The organism is Citrobacter sp. wls710, from assembly GCF_005281115.1.
Classification (GTDB): Bacteria; Pseudomonadota; Gammaproteobacteria; order Enterobacterales; family Enterobacteriaceae; genus Citrobacter; species Citrobacter werkmanii.
Map to the genome: position 1 here is coordinate 222,262 of NZ_SZXD01000035.1, position 14,389 is coordinate 236,650.

Consider the following 14,389-nt stretch of genomic DNA (forward strand, 5'->3'; position numbering starts at 1 on the left):
TCGCAAACTCGTCACTTGAACGAAATTGACGGAACTGGGTCTGTTAAAATGCCAAATTACCTGGCATCATGGCAACCGCCAAAACGGAGAGATGCCAGAGCGGCTGAATGGACCGGTCTCGAAAACCGGAGTAGGGGCAACTCTACCGGGGGTTCAAATCCCCCTCTCTCCGCCACTATTCAAACACTTAGCTCAATCCCTTTCAACGACTCATGTCACACTTGGTATAGTGTCGGTATATTCGCTTAGTATAAAGCTCGCCATCATCATCTTCTGATTTGTTCAATACCGGAAGATCCAGTGTGGGGAAAATTTTCACTTTTCTGTCATAAACCACAACTTGTATTCAGTTTTGTGACCTGAGAATGGTTGTTTGTCCTTTCTCGAGCCTTGGTAATCTGATATCCCCCTGGCTTTGAGTTCATGAAAGATACATGGCAATATTTATTGAGGTTATGCCCACGACTTGTTTTGGATAACCACCCTATATCCGTCGAGGTCAACAAATGTCCTTCCGTTCACGTCCCAGTAGGGATTGAATGACGCTGTCATTCTGAAACCAGCATCGTTCATTCTTTCGCGGACATGCGACCATTCATTTGCATCAGGGTAATAAAGAACGAGTAAATCTTCTTCAGTGTGCAAAGGTTGAACGGGATGGTTTTGGCAAAGGGTGAATTCTATGTGCCAGTCTAAGTCTTCCCGCCCTAACATTATTCCATTGAACCCCTCATGATCGTTAAATTCAGCAATTTTATGTAGCCCCAATCCCTGGCTGTACATCAGAAAAGATCTTTCGAGATTCGTGACTGGTTTGGCAATACGCATATGAGTAAACATCCGGGGTCTCCAGGGGAAATACCGTTTAACATTGCAATCGCGCTGAGTTTACATGTGATTATCTTTTGCATTTGTCCATAAGAGCCTCCGAAATATCATGCTTCACCTTGCTAACGGTCTGCTGCCGACACTGAGTGGACTGTCAGATTCGGTTTGGCTTTGTGCCCTGACAGTGCCAGTTCTGCTCCTTCAGTATTGCCACACCCTGTTTAGCTGTAAAATAAACCGTGGAAATGATAATGATTTCTATTTATCATTATTTCTTTGAGAGGGGGTAACATTATGAATAACAAGATTTTTGGTGTGGTTTTTATTGCTACTTTGTCTGCTGGTTTAGCTTTTAGTACTCATGCAAGTGAAACAATCAGCAAAACCGAGGTAAGAACGTTGGTGGATGAAAACAATAAATTCAAAGTTGTATATGATATTGATGATAAAGGAAAAGTTATAAATATCAGATTTCCTGATGGAGTCGTTGATGCTGATACTAAGCAAAAAATTACCAGGGAAATGGAAAGCTGGGCATTCGAAGCAGGCAATCCACAGACCGATGTCAGCTCTATGGTGACGTTAAAATTAACCACAACGTCCGCGCATAGTAGACCTCGCGACGCTTCAGACGGCCTTTTTGTACTAAGCTAAAGTAGTTTTGGCTGTGTTCAAACTCACCTAACTCTTTGTGATACGATGATTGTCTTAGATTGTCACATGGGGCCAGATTTTGAATTCATACATTTTCCTTGCCGGGGCCATTATAGCTGAAGTAATAGGTACAACCCTGATGAAGTTCTCTGACGGATTTACACGCCTATGGCCATCTGTAGCAACCATTGTGTGTTACTGCACTGCTTTTTATCTTCTCTCTCAGACGCTGTCGACCATTCCAACGGGCATTGCGTATGCAATTTGGTCAGGTGCTGGAATCGTATTAATCAGCCTTTTGGGCTGGTTAGTAAGTGGGCAAAAGCTGGATTTCCCGGCGATCGCAGGCATGTTCCTGATTTGCGCTGGGGTTCTGGTTATTAATATTTTTTCAAAATCTTCCCCACATTAATTCTATTGAAAGAGTGTCGGATATCTGGCGCTGTTAGCAGATCTTATCCCCGTGCGCTAAAAAAGCCCGCTTCATTTGAAGCGGGCTTGCGTATTTTTGTGGGTAATTAGAACTGGTAGACTAAACCAACGGCAACGATGTCGTCAGTCGCGATACCATTGCTTTCATAGAAGCTATCGTCTTCATCCAGCAGGTTGATTTTGTAATCAACGTAGGTAGACATGTTTTTGTTGAAGTAGTAAGTCATACCTACATCAACATATTTGACCAGATCTTTGTCGACATAACGCCAGTTACCACGACTTACTTCCTGGCCACCTAAATCCTTGCCTTTAGACTGCAGATAAGCGATGGAAGGGCGCAGGCCGAAGTCGAACTGATACTGTGCAACAACTTCAAAGTTCTGGGTTTTGTTGGCAATACCGCCATTACCTTCGCCATTGCCACCGCCGTAGTAGGTCATGTTGCGGGTTTCTGCATACATAGCAGCCAGGTAAACGTTATTGGCATCATATTTTGCGCCCACGGTCCAGGCTTCAGCGGTTTCACCGCCTGCATAGTTGTTACGATGATTCATTCCGTCCTGGTAGCCACGAGCAACTTGATCGTCGGTACGGTCAGATGCGGAGTACGCTGCACCCAAACTTAAACCGAAGTCAAAGTCATAGGAGGTAGACATACCGAAGCCGTCGCCGTTTTCTTTCGCCAGTTTACGGTTAGTGCTGTTACCAGAACCTTCCTGACCTAAGCTGCTACCTTCGTTATTACCCTGATACTGCAGGGCGAAGTTCAGGCCATCAACCTGACCAAAGAAGCCTTTATTGCGATAGGTGGCCACGCCGTTGGTACGACCTAGCATATACACATCGGTCTGGGTGTAAGTATCGCCGCCAAATTCTGGCAGCATATCGGTCCAGGCTTCTACGTCGTAGACGACGCCATAGTTACGACCATAGTCAAAGGTACCGTTCTGGCCAAAACCTAAACCAGCGAAAGCCAGACGAGTCCATGAATCGCCTTTGTCACCTTCAGTACCGTTGGCCTGAATGTTATATTCCCACTGACCATAACCAGTCAGCATATCGTTGATCTGGGTTTCGCCTTTAAAGCCCACACGAGCATAGGTCTGATCGCCATCACTGCCAGCATCGTCAGAGAAATAACGCAGACCATCAACTTTACCGTACAGATCCAGTTTATTGCCGTTCTTATTATAAATTTCAGCCGCATTTGCTGCGCCTGCAGCTAATAAAGCAGGGAGGAGAAGTGCCAGTACTTTTCTTTTCATTATGTATTCCCTTATGATAATAATTAATATGAATATGTAGTACTATCCGAAAGACTACATTTTGATACTATCTATGAAGTTCATTTTATTTAAAATATAACGTGTAACAAATATATTTAAAATATTTCAAATTGTTTCTTGTTTGTCTTTTTATAACTATATGTGTATGTTTTCGATAACGCTATTCATTGCATAAATTAATGTTTATCAATAAATTATGGTTTTTTATTTTTTATTTGCATTGTTTATTTTATTGCTGTCGATTATTTGTTATTCGATAACGAGTAATGACCGAGAGATATTCATTCCACGAGATAATTAATTCTTTGGGGTTATGTAAATGTAAAAATAATAATATATAGATATAAATCGCAGCGCTGGCAGTAGTCTGAAATGGAAATTGTTGTTAAGGTGGTTTTCTTTCTGCAAAGAGAGACCCTATGGAACTACAGGACTGGCAGTCAAAATTTGAAGCCTGGCTACGTGATAACCACTCCGGGCAGGATGCTGCCCATGATATTTCTCATTTTCGTCGCGTGTGGAAGACCTCGCAAAAGCTAAGTCAAGATGCGAGCGTAGACTGGCTGGTGGTGCTGACGGCGTGCTACTTCCATGATCTTGTTAGCTTACCGAAAAACCATCCGGATCGTCATCGCTCGTCAGTATTGGCGGCGCAGGAAACACGTCGCATGTTGAGGCGCGACTTCCCAGATTTTCCGCAACACAGTATACCGGCCGTGTGCCATGCCATTGAGGCGCACAGTTTCAGCGCGAAGATCGCACCGGAAACCATTGAAGCTAAAATCGTGCAGGATGCTGACAGGCTTGAGGCGTTGGGTGCCATTGGGTTAGCGCGCGTGTTTGCCGTGTCTGGTGCGTTAGGCGTGGCGCTATTTGATGCGGAAGATCCGTTTGCCCGTCAGCGTGGTCTTGACGATAAACAGTACGCGCTCGATCACTTCCAGACCAAGTTATTGAGGTTGCCATCGACGATGCAAACTGAACAAGGCCGCCATTTAGCGCAGCATAATGCTGACTTCTTACTGACGTACATGGCGAAGCTGAGTGCGGAGTTAAAAGGAGAGTATGAAAAGCTGGATCTTGACGCGATTCAACCCCTTAAAGCAGGTTAGCCGCCAGTACAGCCGCGACGTCAACCGCGCTGTTTTATGTTAATCTGTCGGTTATCCATTTCGGCCGGTTAAATGTATGCAGGATAATTTTTCAGTAGCAGGCTCCATGAACCCTATGACAGATGATAACAAGGCCGCCGCGCAGGTGATTTTGGCTAAGTTGCTTGAAATATATGACGTGAAAACCCTGGTTGCTCATCTGAATGGTGTTGGCGAGAACCGCTGGAGTCCGGCCATTTTTAAGCGAGTGATGGCGAACGAAACATGGCATCGCCTCAGCGACAATGAGCTTACTCATCTGCATTCCTTACTGCCGACGCCACCTGCGCATCATCCGCATTATGCCTTTCGATTTATCGATCTGTTTGCCGGCATTGGCGGGATTCGTCGCGGCTTTGAAGCGATTGGCGGGCAGTGCGTGTTTACCAGCGAATGGAACAAGCATGCGGTGCGTACCTACAAAGCGAACAATTATTGCGATCCACTCCAGCATCACTTTAATGAAGATATTCGCGATGTCACGCTGAGTCATCATGATGGGGTGAGCGACCAGCAGGCTGCGGAACATATTCGCCAACATATTCCTGAGCATGACGTACTGCTGGCAGGATTTCCTTGTCAGCCTTTCTCCCTGGCTGGGGTATCAAAGAAAAATGCGTTAGGGCGGGCCCACGGCTTTGCCTGTGATACACAAGGCACCCTCTTTTTTGACGTGGTGCGTATTATCGACGCGCGTCGACCAGCCATATTTGTGCTCGAAAACGTCAAAAACCTGAAAAGTCACGACCAGGGTAAAACGTTTCGCATCATCATGCAGACGCTGGATGAGCTGGGTTATGACGTCGCGGATGCGGCGGATAATGGACCTGACGATCCGAAAATTATCGATGGACAACATTTTTTGCCGCAGCATCGCGAACGTATTGTGCTCGTCGGATTTCGACGCGATCTGCAATTGAAATCAGACTTCACGCTGCGAAATATTGTCACTCGCTATCCGCAGCGGCGTACGACGCTGGCGGAGTTGCTTGAGCTGACCGTCGATGCGAAATATGTGCTGACGCCGGTGTTGTGGAAATATCTCTATCGCTATGCGAAAAAGCACCAGGCGCGGGGCAATGGGTTTGGCTATGGCATGGTATACCCCGATAATCCCGATAGCGTAACCCGCACATTATCGGCACGCTATTATAAAGATGGTGCCGAGATCCTTATCGACCGCGGCTGGGATATGGCGCTGGGTGAAAAGGATTTTGACGATCCGTTGAACCAGCAGCACCGTCCGCGCCGGCTTACACCACGGGAGTGTGCGCGCCTGATGGGATTTGAATCACCGCAGGGCTATCAATTCAGGATCCCGGTGTCAGATACTCAGGCTTATCGCCAGTTTGGTAATTCGGTGGTCGTTCCGGCATTCGCGGCGGTAGCCAGACTGCTGGAGCCGAAAATCAAACAGGCGGTTGCTATTCGCGAGAAAGAGAACCTGCATGGCAGACGTTCACGATAAAGCAACGCGTAGTAAAAATATGCGGGCGATAGCAACCCGCGATACTGCCATTGAAAAACGCCTTGCCAGCGTACTGACAGAGCAGGGCGTAACGTTTCGCGTGCAGGATGCGACGTTACCCGGTCGCCCCGATTTCGTGGTCGATGATTACCGTTGTGTGATCTTTACCCATGGCTGTTTCTGGCATCATCACAACTGCTACTTGTTTAAAGTCCCCGCAACACGGACGGAATTCTGGCTGGAAAAAATTGGCAAAAATGTCCAGCGTGACGTGCGGGACTGTGAAATGTTGCAGGCGCTGGGCTGGCGTATACTGATTGTCTGGGAATGCGCCCTGCGTGGGCGCGAAAAACTCGGCGATGACGCGTTATCTGAACGTGTCATCGAGTGGATCTGCGGCGGCGGTGCCAGCGCGCAGATCGACACTCTCGGTATTCATTTACTGTAACGTCTTTTCCGACGGGGTCGCAACGGCATCCGCTTTCATGGGGAATAAGTATTTACCCAAGGTGACCAATACCACCGCAAATACGATAACGCAGAGCGCCAGCCATTCGATGAGCGCCAGACTTTCTCCTCCCAGACCGGTACCTAGCAGCACGGCGACAACTGGATTAACGTAGGCATAGCTGGTGGCGAGCGCCGGACTGACGTTGCGGATTAGGTACATATACGCGTTAATGGCAATAATAGAGCCAAACAGGGCCAGGTACGCCACCGCCATAAATCCTGAAAATGTCGGCATAGTGGTCAGTTTTTCCCCGGAGACCAGTGAAGCGCACATCAGCACAACTCCGGCGGCTAACATTTCAATGGCTCCGGCCATCATGCCAACGGGTAACGTTATGCGTGAGCCGTACACCGAGCCAAACGCCCAACTCATCGAACCTATCAGGATTAAAACAGCACCCCAAGGATTACCGCTTAAATTACCGCCGCTGTTCAGCATGATGATACCTGCCAACCCAATGGCTATTCCCATCCACTCCAGCTTACGCGTTTTAATACCAAAAAAGTGGCTAAAGCACAGCGTAAACAGCGGAACGGTAGCAACCACCACGGCGGCGATACCGGAAGGCACATTTTGATACTCTGCGACGGTGACCAGCCCATTACCCACAGCCAGCAGCAGGATACCAATTAACGCGGCGTTCAGGAGCTGGCGCAGAGGCGGCAGTTTATGCCCGCGAATTAGTAAGAATGCGGTTAACAAAATGCCCGCGGAGAGAAAACGCACGCCAGCCATCATCAACGGCGGCCAGCTTTCAACGCCAATGCGAATAACGAAGTAGGTGGAACCCCAAATGATGTACAGCGCGAAAAGCGCACTGAAAAGCGGTAGCAATTGCCTGAAACGCATAATCCCTCACGGTGGAAATAAAAAGGTGCAACATAGTAAACGTCAAAACTATCGTGCTGGCGAGATTTATAATTGCATGCCATTGTTAAATATTTGTTGACCAGAAAGGCCAGTTTCCGCATGGCGTGTTTTACTTCATACTTAATACTGCAAAAAAATAATATTGAGGGTTAACATTTTGGCAGGAAGTAGCTTACTGACCTTACTCGATGATATCGCAACCTTATTGGACGATATCTCGGTCATGGGAAAACTGGCCGCGAAAAAAACCGCGGGTGTCTTGGGAGATGACTTATCGCTTAACGCGCAACAGGTGTCGGGCGTGCGGGCAAATCGCGAACTCCCGGTGGTCTGGAGCGTGGCTAAAGGGTCGTTTGTTAACAAAGTTATTCTTGTGCCGTTGGCACTATTGATTAGCGCCTTCATTCCCTGGGCGATCACCCCCTTATTAATGGTAGGCGGGGCGTTTCTCTGTTTTGAAGGGGTGGAAAAAGTTCTTCACACCCTGGAAGCGCGTAAACACAAAGAGACCCCGGAAGAACGCCAGCAGCGTCTGGCATCTCTGGCGGCGCAGGATCCACTGACCTTTGAGAAAGATAAAATCAAAGGAGCGATACGTACCGACTTCATTTTATCTGCTGAGATTGTCGCCATCACCCTCGGCATTGTGGCGGATGCGCCGTTGTTGAATCAGGTGCTGGTGTTATCAGGCATCGCGTTAGTGGTGACCGTGGGCGTGTATGGCCTGGTGGGGATTATCGTTAAGCTTGATGATATCGGCTACTGGCTGGCAGAAAAGCGCAGCATGCTTGCTCAAACTCTGGGTAAAGGACTGCTGGTTGTTGCTCCCTGGCTGATGAAAACACTTTCGGTGGTTGGCACGCTGGCGATGTTTTTAGTGGGGGGCGGGATTGTTGTACATGGAATATCACCGCTGCATCATGCGATAGAACATTTTGCCCAGCAGCAAAGCTCATTGATTGCGCTAATGCTTCCAACCCTGCTTAATCTGGTGCTCGGCTTTATCATTGGTGGAATAGTCGTTCTGCTGGTAAAAACCGTTGCCAGACTGCGCGGAGTTTCGCACTAATTGTCGTCGGATTAATTACGCAAAAAGCCTCTTTGTCGTCTAAGGTGTAAAGGTTTCTCTTGATACAGGAGGCAGGTATGGTCTTTTCTGTCAGTGAGGAAGTCACCTCGAAAGAGGGTGGCCCACGCATGATCGTTACCGGGTATGCCAGCGGAATGGTGGAGTGTCGCTGGTACGACGGCTTTGGCGTTAAACGGGAAGCATTCCGTGAAGATGAACTGGTGCCCGGCGAGCAAAGATCGCTCTGCCAGGACGCCTGACATTGAGCATGATCGTAACCCGGCGAGCTCTCAACCATTAGTTATATTTATCATTTTGGTGAGAATTATTTACTTGTCAGGCAAAAAAATTGCAGATAAGGTTTGTTTCACATCAGATTTCCTGGTGTAACGAATTTTCAAGTGCTTCTTGCATAAGCAAGCTTGATCCCGGCCCGATGAGGGCCGGGATTTTTTTCGCCCTCAGTCAGCGATTGATTTCCGACACGCTAAAATCATGGATATCAAGCTCGAACGCGTCGGCCAGTTCATGCCATGTATGGAAATCACGCCCGTCGATGCTGACGCGTTCCGGATCGTCCTGACTGCGATGAATTTCACTCTCGCAGATTTCGTTGATTGCCTTCAGCAGAGCGTCTACATCGACGCTCACTTCACGTTTGGCCGTATCGCTGTACTCTTTCGCGGTTTTCATCCTCATACCTCTCAACCGTTAAGGATACCGGGGGAGCGCATCAAAACCTCAGATGCGCACCACTTAAGTATAGACCGTCGAGAAAACCCGCAATCGCATGCGCCGGACGCTGCCACATAAAGGAATTTGTTCTACACTGGCACAAAGCCACAGGAGGAAAACGATGAAGGTGAATGATCGGGTTACAGTCAAAACGGACGGCGGCCCACGTCGGCCGGGCGTGGTACTGGCAATCGAAGAGTTTAGTGAAGGCACCATGTACCTGGTTTCGCTGGAAGACTACCCGCTCGGTATCTGGTTCTTTAATGAATCAGGTCATCAGGATGGTATCTTTGTGGAAAAAATAGAGTGAGGTGAGTTCTTCTGCTTGATTCTGACTGGTGGTTCCGCCACCAGTCAGAACGTCTTAGCGCGTATTTACAAAGATACCATTGGTGACGTTATCCGTTAGTCGAACCACGTGATAGATAACTTGCTTATTATGCGTCTTAATCTTTCGTTTTATATTTCCCTTATGGGATGAGACGGTCTTGGCCTTGATATTCATTTGGTCTGAGATCTGTATTGTTCCCTGTCCCTCCATCCACATGCGTAGCATGCTGGATTCGGTACGGCTTAATGACAACGTCGGCAGATTAACATCGATAGCAATATTCACTTCCTTTTTCAGAATATCGCCAAGAAGTTCATCCAGTGAATCAGGTTTAATTGATTTAGAACTGATCAATAAATTTTTTCTGACTAAAAGATACTCATCAAAATGCACATTGGCAATTGCCATAAATACAATAAATAATGTGCTGGGATGCTGATTAATGATTTGCTTGATTTGCTGACTGTTAGCTGGATCGTGGATAAAACAGTCCTCATTAATAAACACCACAGCGGGTTGCAGAGAAACACAGGCGAGACTGAGTTCACCAACGCTGGAAATATTGTTGATTTCCCTTTTTTTCACCCCCCGACTGACCAGATATCCGGTCAACCCTAGCCGGGTATAACTGCATAAATCCATAATAATCGTTGACATGGCATACCCTCACTCAATGCGTAACGATAATTCCCCTTACCTGATTATTGCATCACAACTAAACGGAATAATAACGACCCAAGATGACGCTTTCGCTGTTTTCAGGCGAATTTACTATCCCGTAAAGTTGCGTATAATTTGCCAGGAAACATCTTAAAGTAAAGTAAATGTTGCGTTATGTGAGTGAAGCAAAAACAAATAAACCGCGACAGCGATATCCTGGTGGATGTTGTCGGTTTTTAAATTTAGGATAATCCTTAGTAAAACAGGATAAAAATTAAGGGTTATTATTTTCCGGGCATTTCGCTGACGATATCGGCCAACAAATTAAAAATTTCGCTGAACAAGCGCTCGCAGAATGGCGCAATTAATGGCATCAGCGCCGCCATTAATGAAATACCCACGGTCAGGGTGAGAGGAAAGCCAATGACAAAAATCGACAGCTGTGGCGCCATGCGGTTTAACAAACCAAGCGCAAGGTTCAGCGTCAGCAGCAGCGTCATAACCGGTAGGGCCAGCATGAGTCCGTTGAGGAAAATCAGGCTACCCGCCCGTGCCAGCGCGAGAAATGCATTGCTGTTAACCGGATTGCCGCCAATGGGCAAAGTATGAAACGTATCCACCAGTAGCGAAATCAGCCAAAGATGGCCATTAAAGGTAAGGAATAACAGCATGGCGAGCATGTCGATCAGTCGTGCCAGGACCGGCATATTCAGGCGGCTACCGGGGTCAAAAAATGTTGCAAAGGAAAGCCCCATTTGCAGGCCAATCAGTTCCCCGGCGGTACGCACGGCGGCAAACGCAAACTGCATGGTGAAGCCCAAGGCGATGCCGATCAAAATTTGTTGCATGGCCTGCCACAACGCGCCGATGGAAAAGATGGGGACGTCTGCAGGGGGAATCGATGGGGCGATAACGATGGTTATCATCAATCCCAGCCCCAGTTTTACCCGCTTGGGGATGGCGCGTTCGCTGAGAATGGGTGCCGTGGAGATGAGCGCCAGGATGCGCAGCAACGGCCAGAAGTAAAGATTCAGCCACTGCATCCACTCAACGCTGGTCACCTGCAACATAACGTTGTCTACCCGATGATATACGGTAAATTGCTGAACAGCGTACGCACGTAGTCGAGCAACAGGTTAAGCATCCACGGGCCGGCAACAATGATGGCAATAAAAACCGCAACAATTTTGGGAATGAAGGACAGCGTCATTTCGTTAATCTGGGTCGCCGCCTGCAAAATGCTGATGATAAGACCTGTGACGAGGGCCACCAACAGCAAAGGCGCAGCAAGGGCCAGAGCGACTTTCATCGCCTCTGTGCCCATCATCATGACCGATTCAGGTGTCATTTCGCGCCTCTAACTGTAAAAGCTTTGTGCCAGCGAGCCGACAAGCAACTGCCAACCGTCCACCAACACAAACAGCATCAGCTTAAACGGTAACGCGATCGTGGCGGGCGGCACCATCATCATCCCGAGCGCCATCAGCACGCTGGCGATAACCAGATCGATAATCAGAAACGGGATAAAAATGGTAAAGCCTATCTGGAAGGCGGTTTTCAATTCACTGGTGACATAAGCCGGAAGCAAAATTCGCATTGGTACGGCTTCGGGTCCCTGTAAGGGACCGCTGTTTGCAAGCCGGGCGAACAGCGCCAGATCGGCTTCACGGGTTTGGCGCAACATAAACTCGCGCAACGGTTGGGCGCCTTTCTCTATGGCTTCCTGCATGGAGATCTTCTCTTCGCTGAACGGCTGATACGCGTCAACGTAGATTTTATCGATTACTGGCGACATGATGAAAAAGGTCAAAAATAGCGCCAGGCCCAGTAGCACCTGGTTGGGGGGCGCAGATGGCGTTCCCAACGCATTTCGCAACAAACCGAAAACGATGATGATGCGGGTGAAGCTGGTCATCATCAATAAAATGGCAGGCAGGAACGTCAGTGAGGTGATAAACACCAGCGTCTGTACAGGCAATGACCAGCTTTGTCCGCCGCCTGGCAGCGGTTGACTGACCAGACCCGGCAGTTGGGCGAGGGCGACTGGACTGAAAAGCCATAAGCCTGCCAGCGTGATGGAAAACAAACGGCGCATCAGGATCTCCCGGGACGCTTGAGCAAACTCTTCATCATGGCCTGGAAATCCGCAGGGGAGGCCGGTTTTTCTTCTGCATCGGCAGGTGCCGGGGGCAGGGTGTGCAATATGTTAATTTGAGAGGCCGTGACGCCCAGCACCAGGCGCGCATCTTCAACCTCAACAATCACCACGCGCTCACGTGGGCCCAGTGAGGTACTTGCCGCAACCTTCAGCCCTCGCGTACCGTTGCTTTTGGGGGCAAAGCCCAGGCGTTTAATGACCCAGGCTGCCGCCAGGATCAACACGATGATCCCAAGCAGCGCACCGCTTACCTGCACCAGCGGTGAGCCGGGGACGGCGGCTGGCTGAGAAACTGTTGCCTGGGTGTTCATGATTAACGGCTCAGACGACGCATGCGTTCTGATGGAGTGATAATGTCGGTGATACGCACGCCGTATTTATCCGCGACCACCACCACTTCACCCTGGGCGATCAGATAACCGTTGATCAGGATATCCAGCGGTTCGCCCGCCAGACCATCCAGCGCGACAACGGAACCCTGCGTCAGACGCAGCAGCTCTTTGATGGTCATGCGGGTACGGCCCAGTTCAACGGTCAGTTTGACCGGAATGTCCATGATCAGGTCGATGTCCTGCAAAGCACCACTGACGTCGCCGCCGCCTAACTGCTGGAATACCGCATCGGCCGCACTTTTGGTAGTCGTGGTTTTTTGCTCGTTTAACGCGTCAGCCCACAGATCGTCCAATGCGCCAGTGTTCTCATCGGACGGATTATTCATATCACTCATTTGGGCTGTTCCTCATTCAGCGAATTCAAAATCGGGTTTATCAGATGTTCTACGCGTAACGCATACTGACCGTTCACGGTGCCATACTGGCTGGTCAGTACAGGCACGCCGTCCACATGAGCAATAATGCGGTCAGGTTTTTCAATCGGCAGTACATCGCCGGGTTTCAGCTTTAAAATCTGGGAAAGCCGCAGCGGAATGTCGGCAAAGTTTGCCACCAGCTCCAGCTCAGAATGCTGAACCTGACGCACCAGATTATTGCGCCAGTTCTGATCTTCATTACGTGAGTTTTCCAGCGGTGGATTCACCAGCAGCTCGCGCAATGGTTCAATCATGCTGAATGGCAGACAAATGTTAAATTCACCGGTCAGGTTGCCAATTTCAACGTGGAACGGGGTGTTCACCACAATGTCGTTAGGCGAGGTGGTGATATTGGTAAATTTCACCTGCATCTCGGAACGAACGTATTCCACTTCCAGCGGATTGATGGCCTTCCACGCGTCGCTGTAGCTTTCAAGCGCCAGCTTCAGCATGCGGTTGATCACGCGCTGTTCAGTATGCGTAAATTCGCGACCTTCCACTTTCGTCGGAAAGCGTCCATCGCCGCCGAACAGGTTATCAACGGCGATAAATACCAGACTTGGTGAGAACACCACCAGACCCGTACCGCGCAGCGGCTTGAGGTGGATTAAGTTCAGGTTGGTCGGAACCGGTAAGTTACGCGCAAATTCGTGATACGGCTGGATACGAATCGCCCCCACGGTAATATCCGGGCTACGGCGCAACAGGTTAAATAATCCCATACGGAACTGGCGCGCGAAGCGTTCGTTAATGATCTCCAGCGCCTGTAAACGCTCACGCACCACGCGGCGTTGGGTGTTGGGATCATAAGGACGAATATCGCTCTCTTTTGCGATACCGGTAATGGGTTCGTCTTTGGTTTCGCTATCGCCATTCAGCAATGCGTCGATTTCAGCCTGAGAAAGAATACTGTCGCCCATGTCTTTACCGCAGAATAAAAGCTGTATAAAGAACGTCGGTGACAACCTGTTTTGGCTGCCCGACAACGAGCGGAGTCGCGAGCGTCTCTTTGATGGCGGTAATCAGCTGTTGTTTACCTTCCTCGGTGGCGAGCGTAGCCGCATTTTGACGAGAAAACAGCAGCAGCAAGCGGCTGCGTACTTCCGGCAAATATTCATTCAGACGCGCACGTGTCGCCTCGTCTTTCATGCGCAACGTGATACCGATATACAGCACACGGTCCGCATCGCCCAGATTGACGGTAAAGGTATCCAGCGCAAAGAATACCGGGGCAGGCGGTGGAGCCGGTTCCGCTTTGACGCTGGCGGACGGCTGCTGCTGCATGCGCCAGTAGCTATATCCCGCAGTTGCGCAGGCGGCGAGGGTAATTAATACCAGCAGAGGGATCCAAATAGCGCGTTTACTTTTTTTGTTAATCGCGGAGTCAGTCATCAGATACGGGCTTCCTGTTTCGGTACAGCTTAT

At 49.1% G+C, this 14,389-nt stretch carries 20 protein-coding genes, 1 tRNA gene and 1 pseudogene; 9 read left to right on the forward strand and 13 right to left on the reverse strand.

From position 1 onward, the window contains the following. Window positions 1-85: 85 nt before the first annotated feature. A tRNA-Ser gene (locus FDX14_RS17685) sits at window positions 86-175 on the forward strand. Window positions 176-202: 27 nt separating this feature from the next. On the opposite strand, the pseudogene FDX14_RS17690 reads toward FDX14_RS17685, so the two are convergent. Further along, window positions 203-435 (reverse strand): annotated as a pseudogene (locus FDX14_RS17690) (hypothetical protein); the annotation flags it as partial. 18 nt (window positions 436-453) lie between these two features. Next, window positions 454-840: a VOC family protein gene (locus tag FDX14_RS17695; RefSeq protein ID WP_137349985.1), complete on the reverse strand. Its 387-nt coding sequence runs from the start codon at window positions 838-840 to the stop codon at window positions 454-456. A 282-nt stretch (window positions 841-1,122) separates the two neighbouring features. Between FDX14_RS17695 and FDX14_RS17700 the strand changes: the two genes are divergently transcribed. Both FDX14_RS17700 and FDX14_RS17705 read left to right on the forward strand, forming a co-directional pair. Then, complete coding sequence (locus FDX14_RS17700; protein WP_042307650.1) at window positions 1,123-1,482, forward strand: hypothetical protein; 360 nt, start codon at window positions 1,123-1,125, stop codon at window positions 1,480-1,482. 79 nt (window positions 1,483-1,561) lie between these two features. Continuing rightward, entirely contained in the window at window positions 1,562-1,894 is a 333-nt protein-coding gene (locus FDX14_RS17705) for an EmrE family multidrug efflux SMR transporter (protein WP_064507035.1), read from the forward strand. 106 nt (window positions 1,895-2,000) lie between these two features. Here FDX14_RS17705 and ompC read toward each other — a convergent pair whose 3' ends face one another. Next, window positions 2,001-3,182, reverse strand: a complete 1,182-nt coding sequence (ompC, locus tag FDX14_RS17710) for a porin OmpC (protein ID WP_137349986.1) — start codon at window positions 3,180-3,182, stop codon at window positions 2,001-2,003. Between the two features lie 440 nt (window positions 3,183-3,622). On the opposite strand from ompC, the gene FDX14_RS17715 reads away from it, so the two are divergent. From FDX14_RS17715 to FDX14_RS17725, 3 genes are all read left to right on the forward strand, one after another. Beyond that, entirely contained in the window at window positions 3,623-4,315 is a 693-nt protein-coding gene (locus FDX14_RS17715) for a phosphohydrolase (RefSeq protein ID WP_137349987.1), read from the forward strand. Between the two features lie 76 nt (window positions 4,316-4,391). Next, complete coding sequence (locus FDX14_RS17720) at window positions 4,392-5,822, forward strand: DNA cytosine methyltransferase (protein ID WP_137349988.1); 1,431 nt, start codon at window positions 4,392-4,394, stop codon at window positions 5,820-5,822. After that, window positions 5,803-6,270, forward strand: coding sequence for a very short patch repair endonuclease (locus FDX14_RS17725; protein WP_061382611.1), 468 nt, complete (start codon window positions 5,803-5,805; stop codon window positions 6,268-6,270). The genes FDX14_RS17720 and FDX14_RS17725 overlap by 20 nt, the downstream gene beginning before the upstream one ends. On the opposite strand, the gene yedA is transcribed toward FDX14_RS17725, so the two are convergent. Further along, window positions 6,262-7,182 (reverse strand): drug/metabolite exporter YedA, encoded by a 921-nt coding sequence (gene yedA, locus FDX14_RS17730; protein ID WP_137349989.1) that lies wholly within the window; start codon window positions 7,180-7,182, stop codon window positions 6,262-6,264. The genes FDX14_RS17725 and yedA overlap by 9 nt on opposite strands. 175 nt (window positions 7,183-7,357) lie before the next feature. Between yedA and FDX14_RS17735 the strand changes: the two genes are divergently transcribed. After that, on the forward strand, window positions 7,358-8,272 hold the full coding sequence (locus FDX14_RS17735) for a DUF808 domain-containing protein (protein ID WP_170972928.1): 915 nt from the start codon (window positions 7,358-7,360) through the stop codon (window positions 8,270-8,272). 77 nt (window positions 8,273-8,349) lie between these two features. Then, window positions 8,350-8,532: a YodC family protein gene (locus FDX14_RS17740; protein ID WP_042307663.1), complete on the forward strand. Its 183-nt coding sequence runs from the start codon at window positions 8,350-8,352 to the stop codon at window positions 8,530-8,532. Between the two features lie 205 nt (window positions 8,533-8,737). On the opposite strand, the gene yodD is transcribed toward FDX14_RS17740, so the two are convergent. Further along, window positions 8,738-8,965 carry a YodD family peroxide/acid resistance protein gene (gene yodD, locus FDX14_RS17750; RefSeq protein ID WP_042307665.1) on the reverse strand — a complete coding sequence of 76 codons (228 nt, stop codon included), beginning with the start codon at window positions 8,963-8,965 and terminating at the stop codon, window positions 8,738-8,740. A 163-nt stretch (window positions 8,966-9,128) separates the two neighbouring features. Here yodD and dsrB point away from each other — a divergent pair, with 163 nt between their 5' ends. Continuing rightward, window positions 9,129-9,317 carry a protein DsrB gene (gene dsrB, locus FDX14_RS17755; RefSeq protein ID WP_038641589.1) on the forward strand — a complete coding sequence of 63 codons (189 nt, stop codon included), beginning with the start codon at window positions 9,129-9,131 and terminating at the stop codon, window positions 9,315-9,317. Between the two features lie 54 nt (window positions 9,318-9,371). Here dsrB and rcsA read toward each other — a convergent pair whose 3' ends face one another. From rcsA to fliL, 8 genes are all read right to left on the reverse strand, one after another. Beyond that, a complete protein-coding gene (gene rcsA / locus FDX14_RS17760) occupies window positions 9,372-9,995 on the reverse strand; it encodes a transcriptional regulator RcsA (RefSeq protein ID WP_137349992.1) in 624 nt (207 codons plus the stop codon). 287 nt (window positions 9,996-10,282) lie between these two features. Continuing rightward, entirely contained in the window at window positions 10,283-11,068 is a 786-nt protein-coding gene (gene fliR, locus FDX14_RS17765; protein WP_042307668.1) for a flagellar biosynthetic protein FliR, read from the reverse strand. Window positions 11,069-11,076: 8 nt separating this feature from the next. Continuing rightward, entirely contained in the window at window positions 11,077-11,346 is a 270-nt protein-coding gene (gene fliQ, locus FDX14_RS17770; protein WP_032939600.1) for a flagellar biosynthesis protein FliQ, read from the reverse strand. Between the two features lie 9 nt (window positions 11,347-11,355). Then, window positions 11,356-12,093: a flagellar type III secretion system pore protein FliP gene (gene fliP, locus FDX14_RS17775; protein ID WP_042307670.1), complete on the reverse strand. Its 738-nt coding sequence runs from the start codon at window positions 12,091-12,093 to the stop codon at window positions 11,356-11,358. Beyond that, complete coding sequence (gene fliO / locus FDX14_RS17780) at window positions 12,093-12,470, reverse strand: flagellar biosynthetic protein FliO (protein ID WP_094301050.1); 378 nt, start codon at window positions 12,468-12,470, stop codon at window positions 12,093-12,095. The genes fliP and fliO overlap by 1 nt, the downstream gene beginning before the upstream one ends. After that, window positions 12,470-12,883, reverse strand: a complete 414-nt coding sequence (gene fliN / locus FDX14_RS17785; protein ID WP_005127761.1) for a flagellar motor switch protein FliN — start codon at window positions 12,881-12,883, stop codon at window positions 12,470-12,472. Before fliN ends, fliO begins: the two co-directional genes overlap by 1 nt. Next, the gene (fliM, locus tag FDX14_RS17790; protein WP_038641580.1) at window positions 12,880-13,884 is read right to left on the reverse strand and encodes a flagellar motor switch protein FliM; all 1,005 of its coding nucleotides are present in this window, start codon (window positions 13,882-13,884) and stop codon (window positions 12,880-12,882) included. Before fliM ends, fliN begins: the two co-directional genes overlap by 4 nt. A gap of 4 nt (window positions 13,885-13,888) precedes the next feature. Next, window positions 13,889-14,356 (reverse strand): flagellar basal body-associated protein FliL, encoded by a 468-nt coding sequence (fliL, locus tag FDX14_RS17795; protein WP_038641578.1) that lies wholly within the window; start codon window positions 14,354-14,356, stop codon window positions 13,889-13,891. Window positions 14,357-14,389 lie beyond the last annotated feature (33 nt).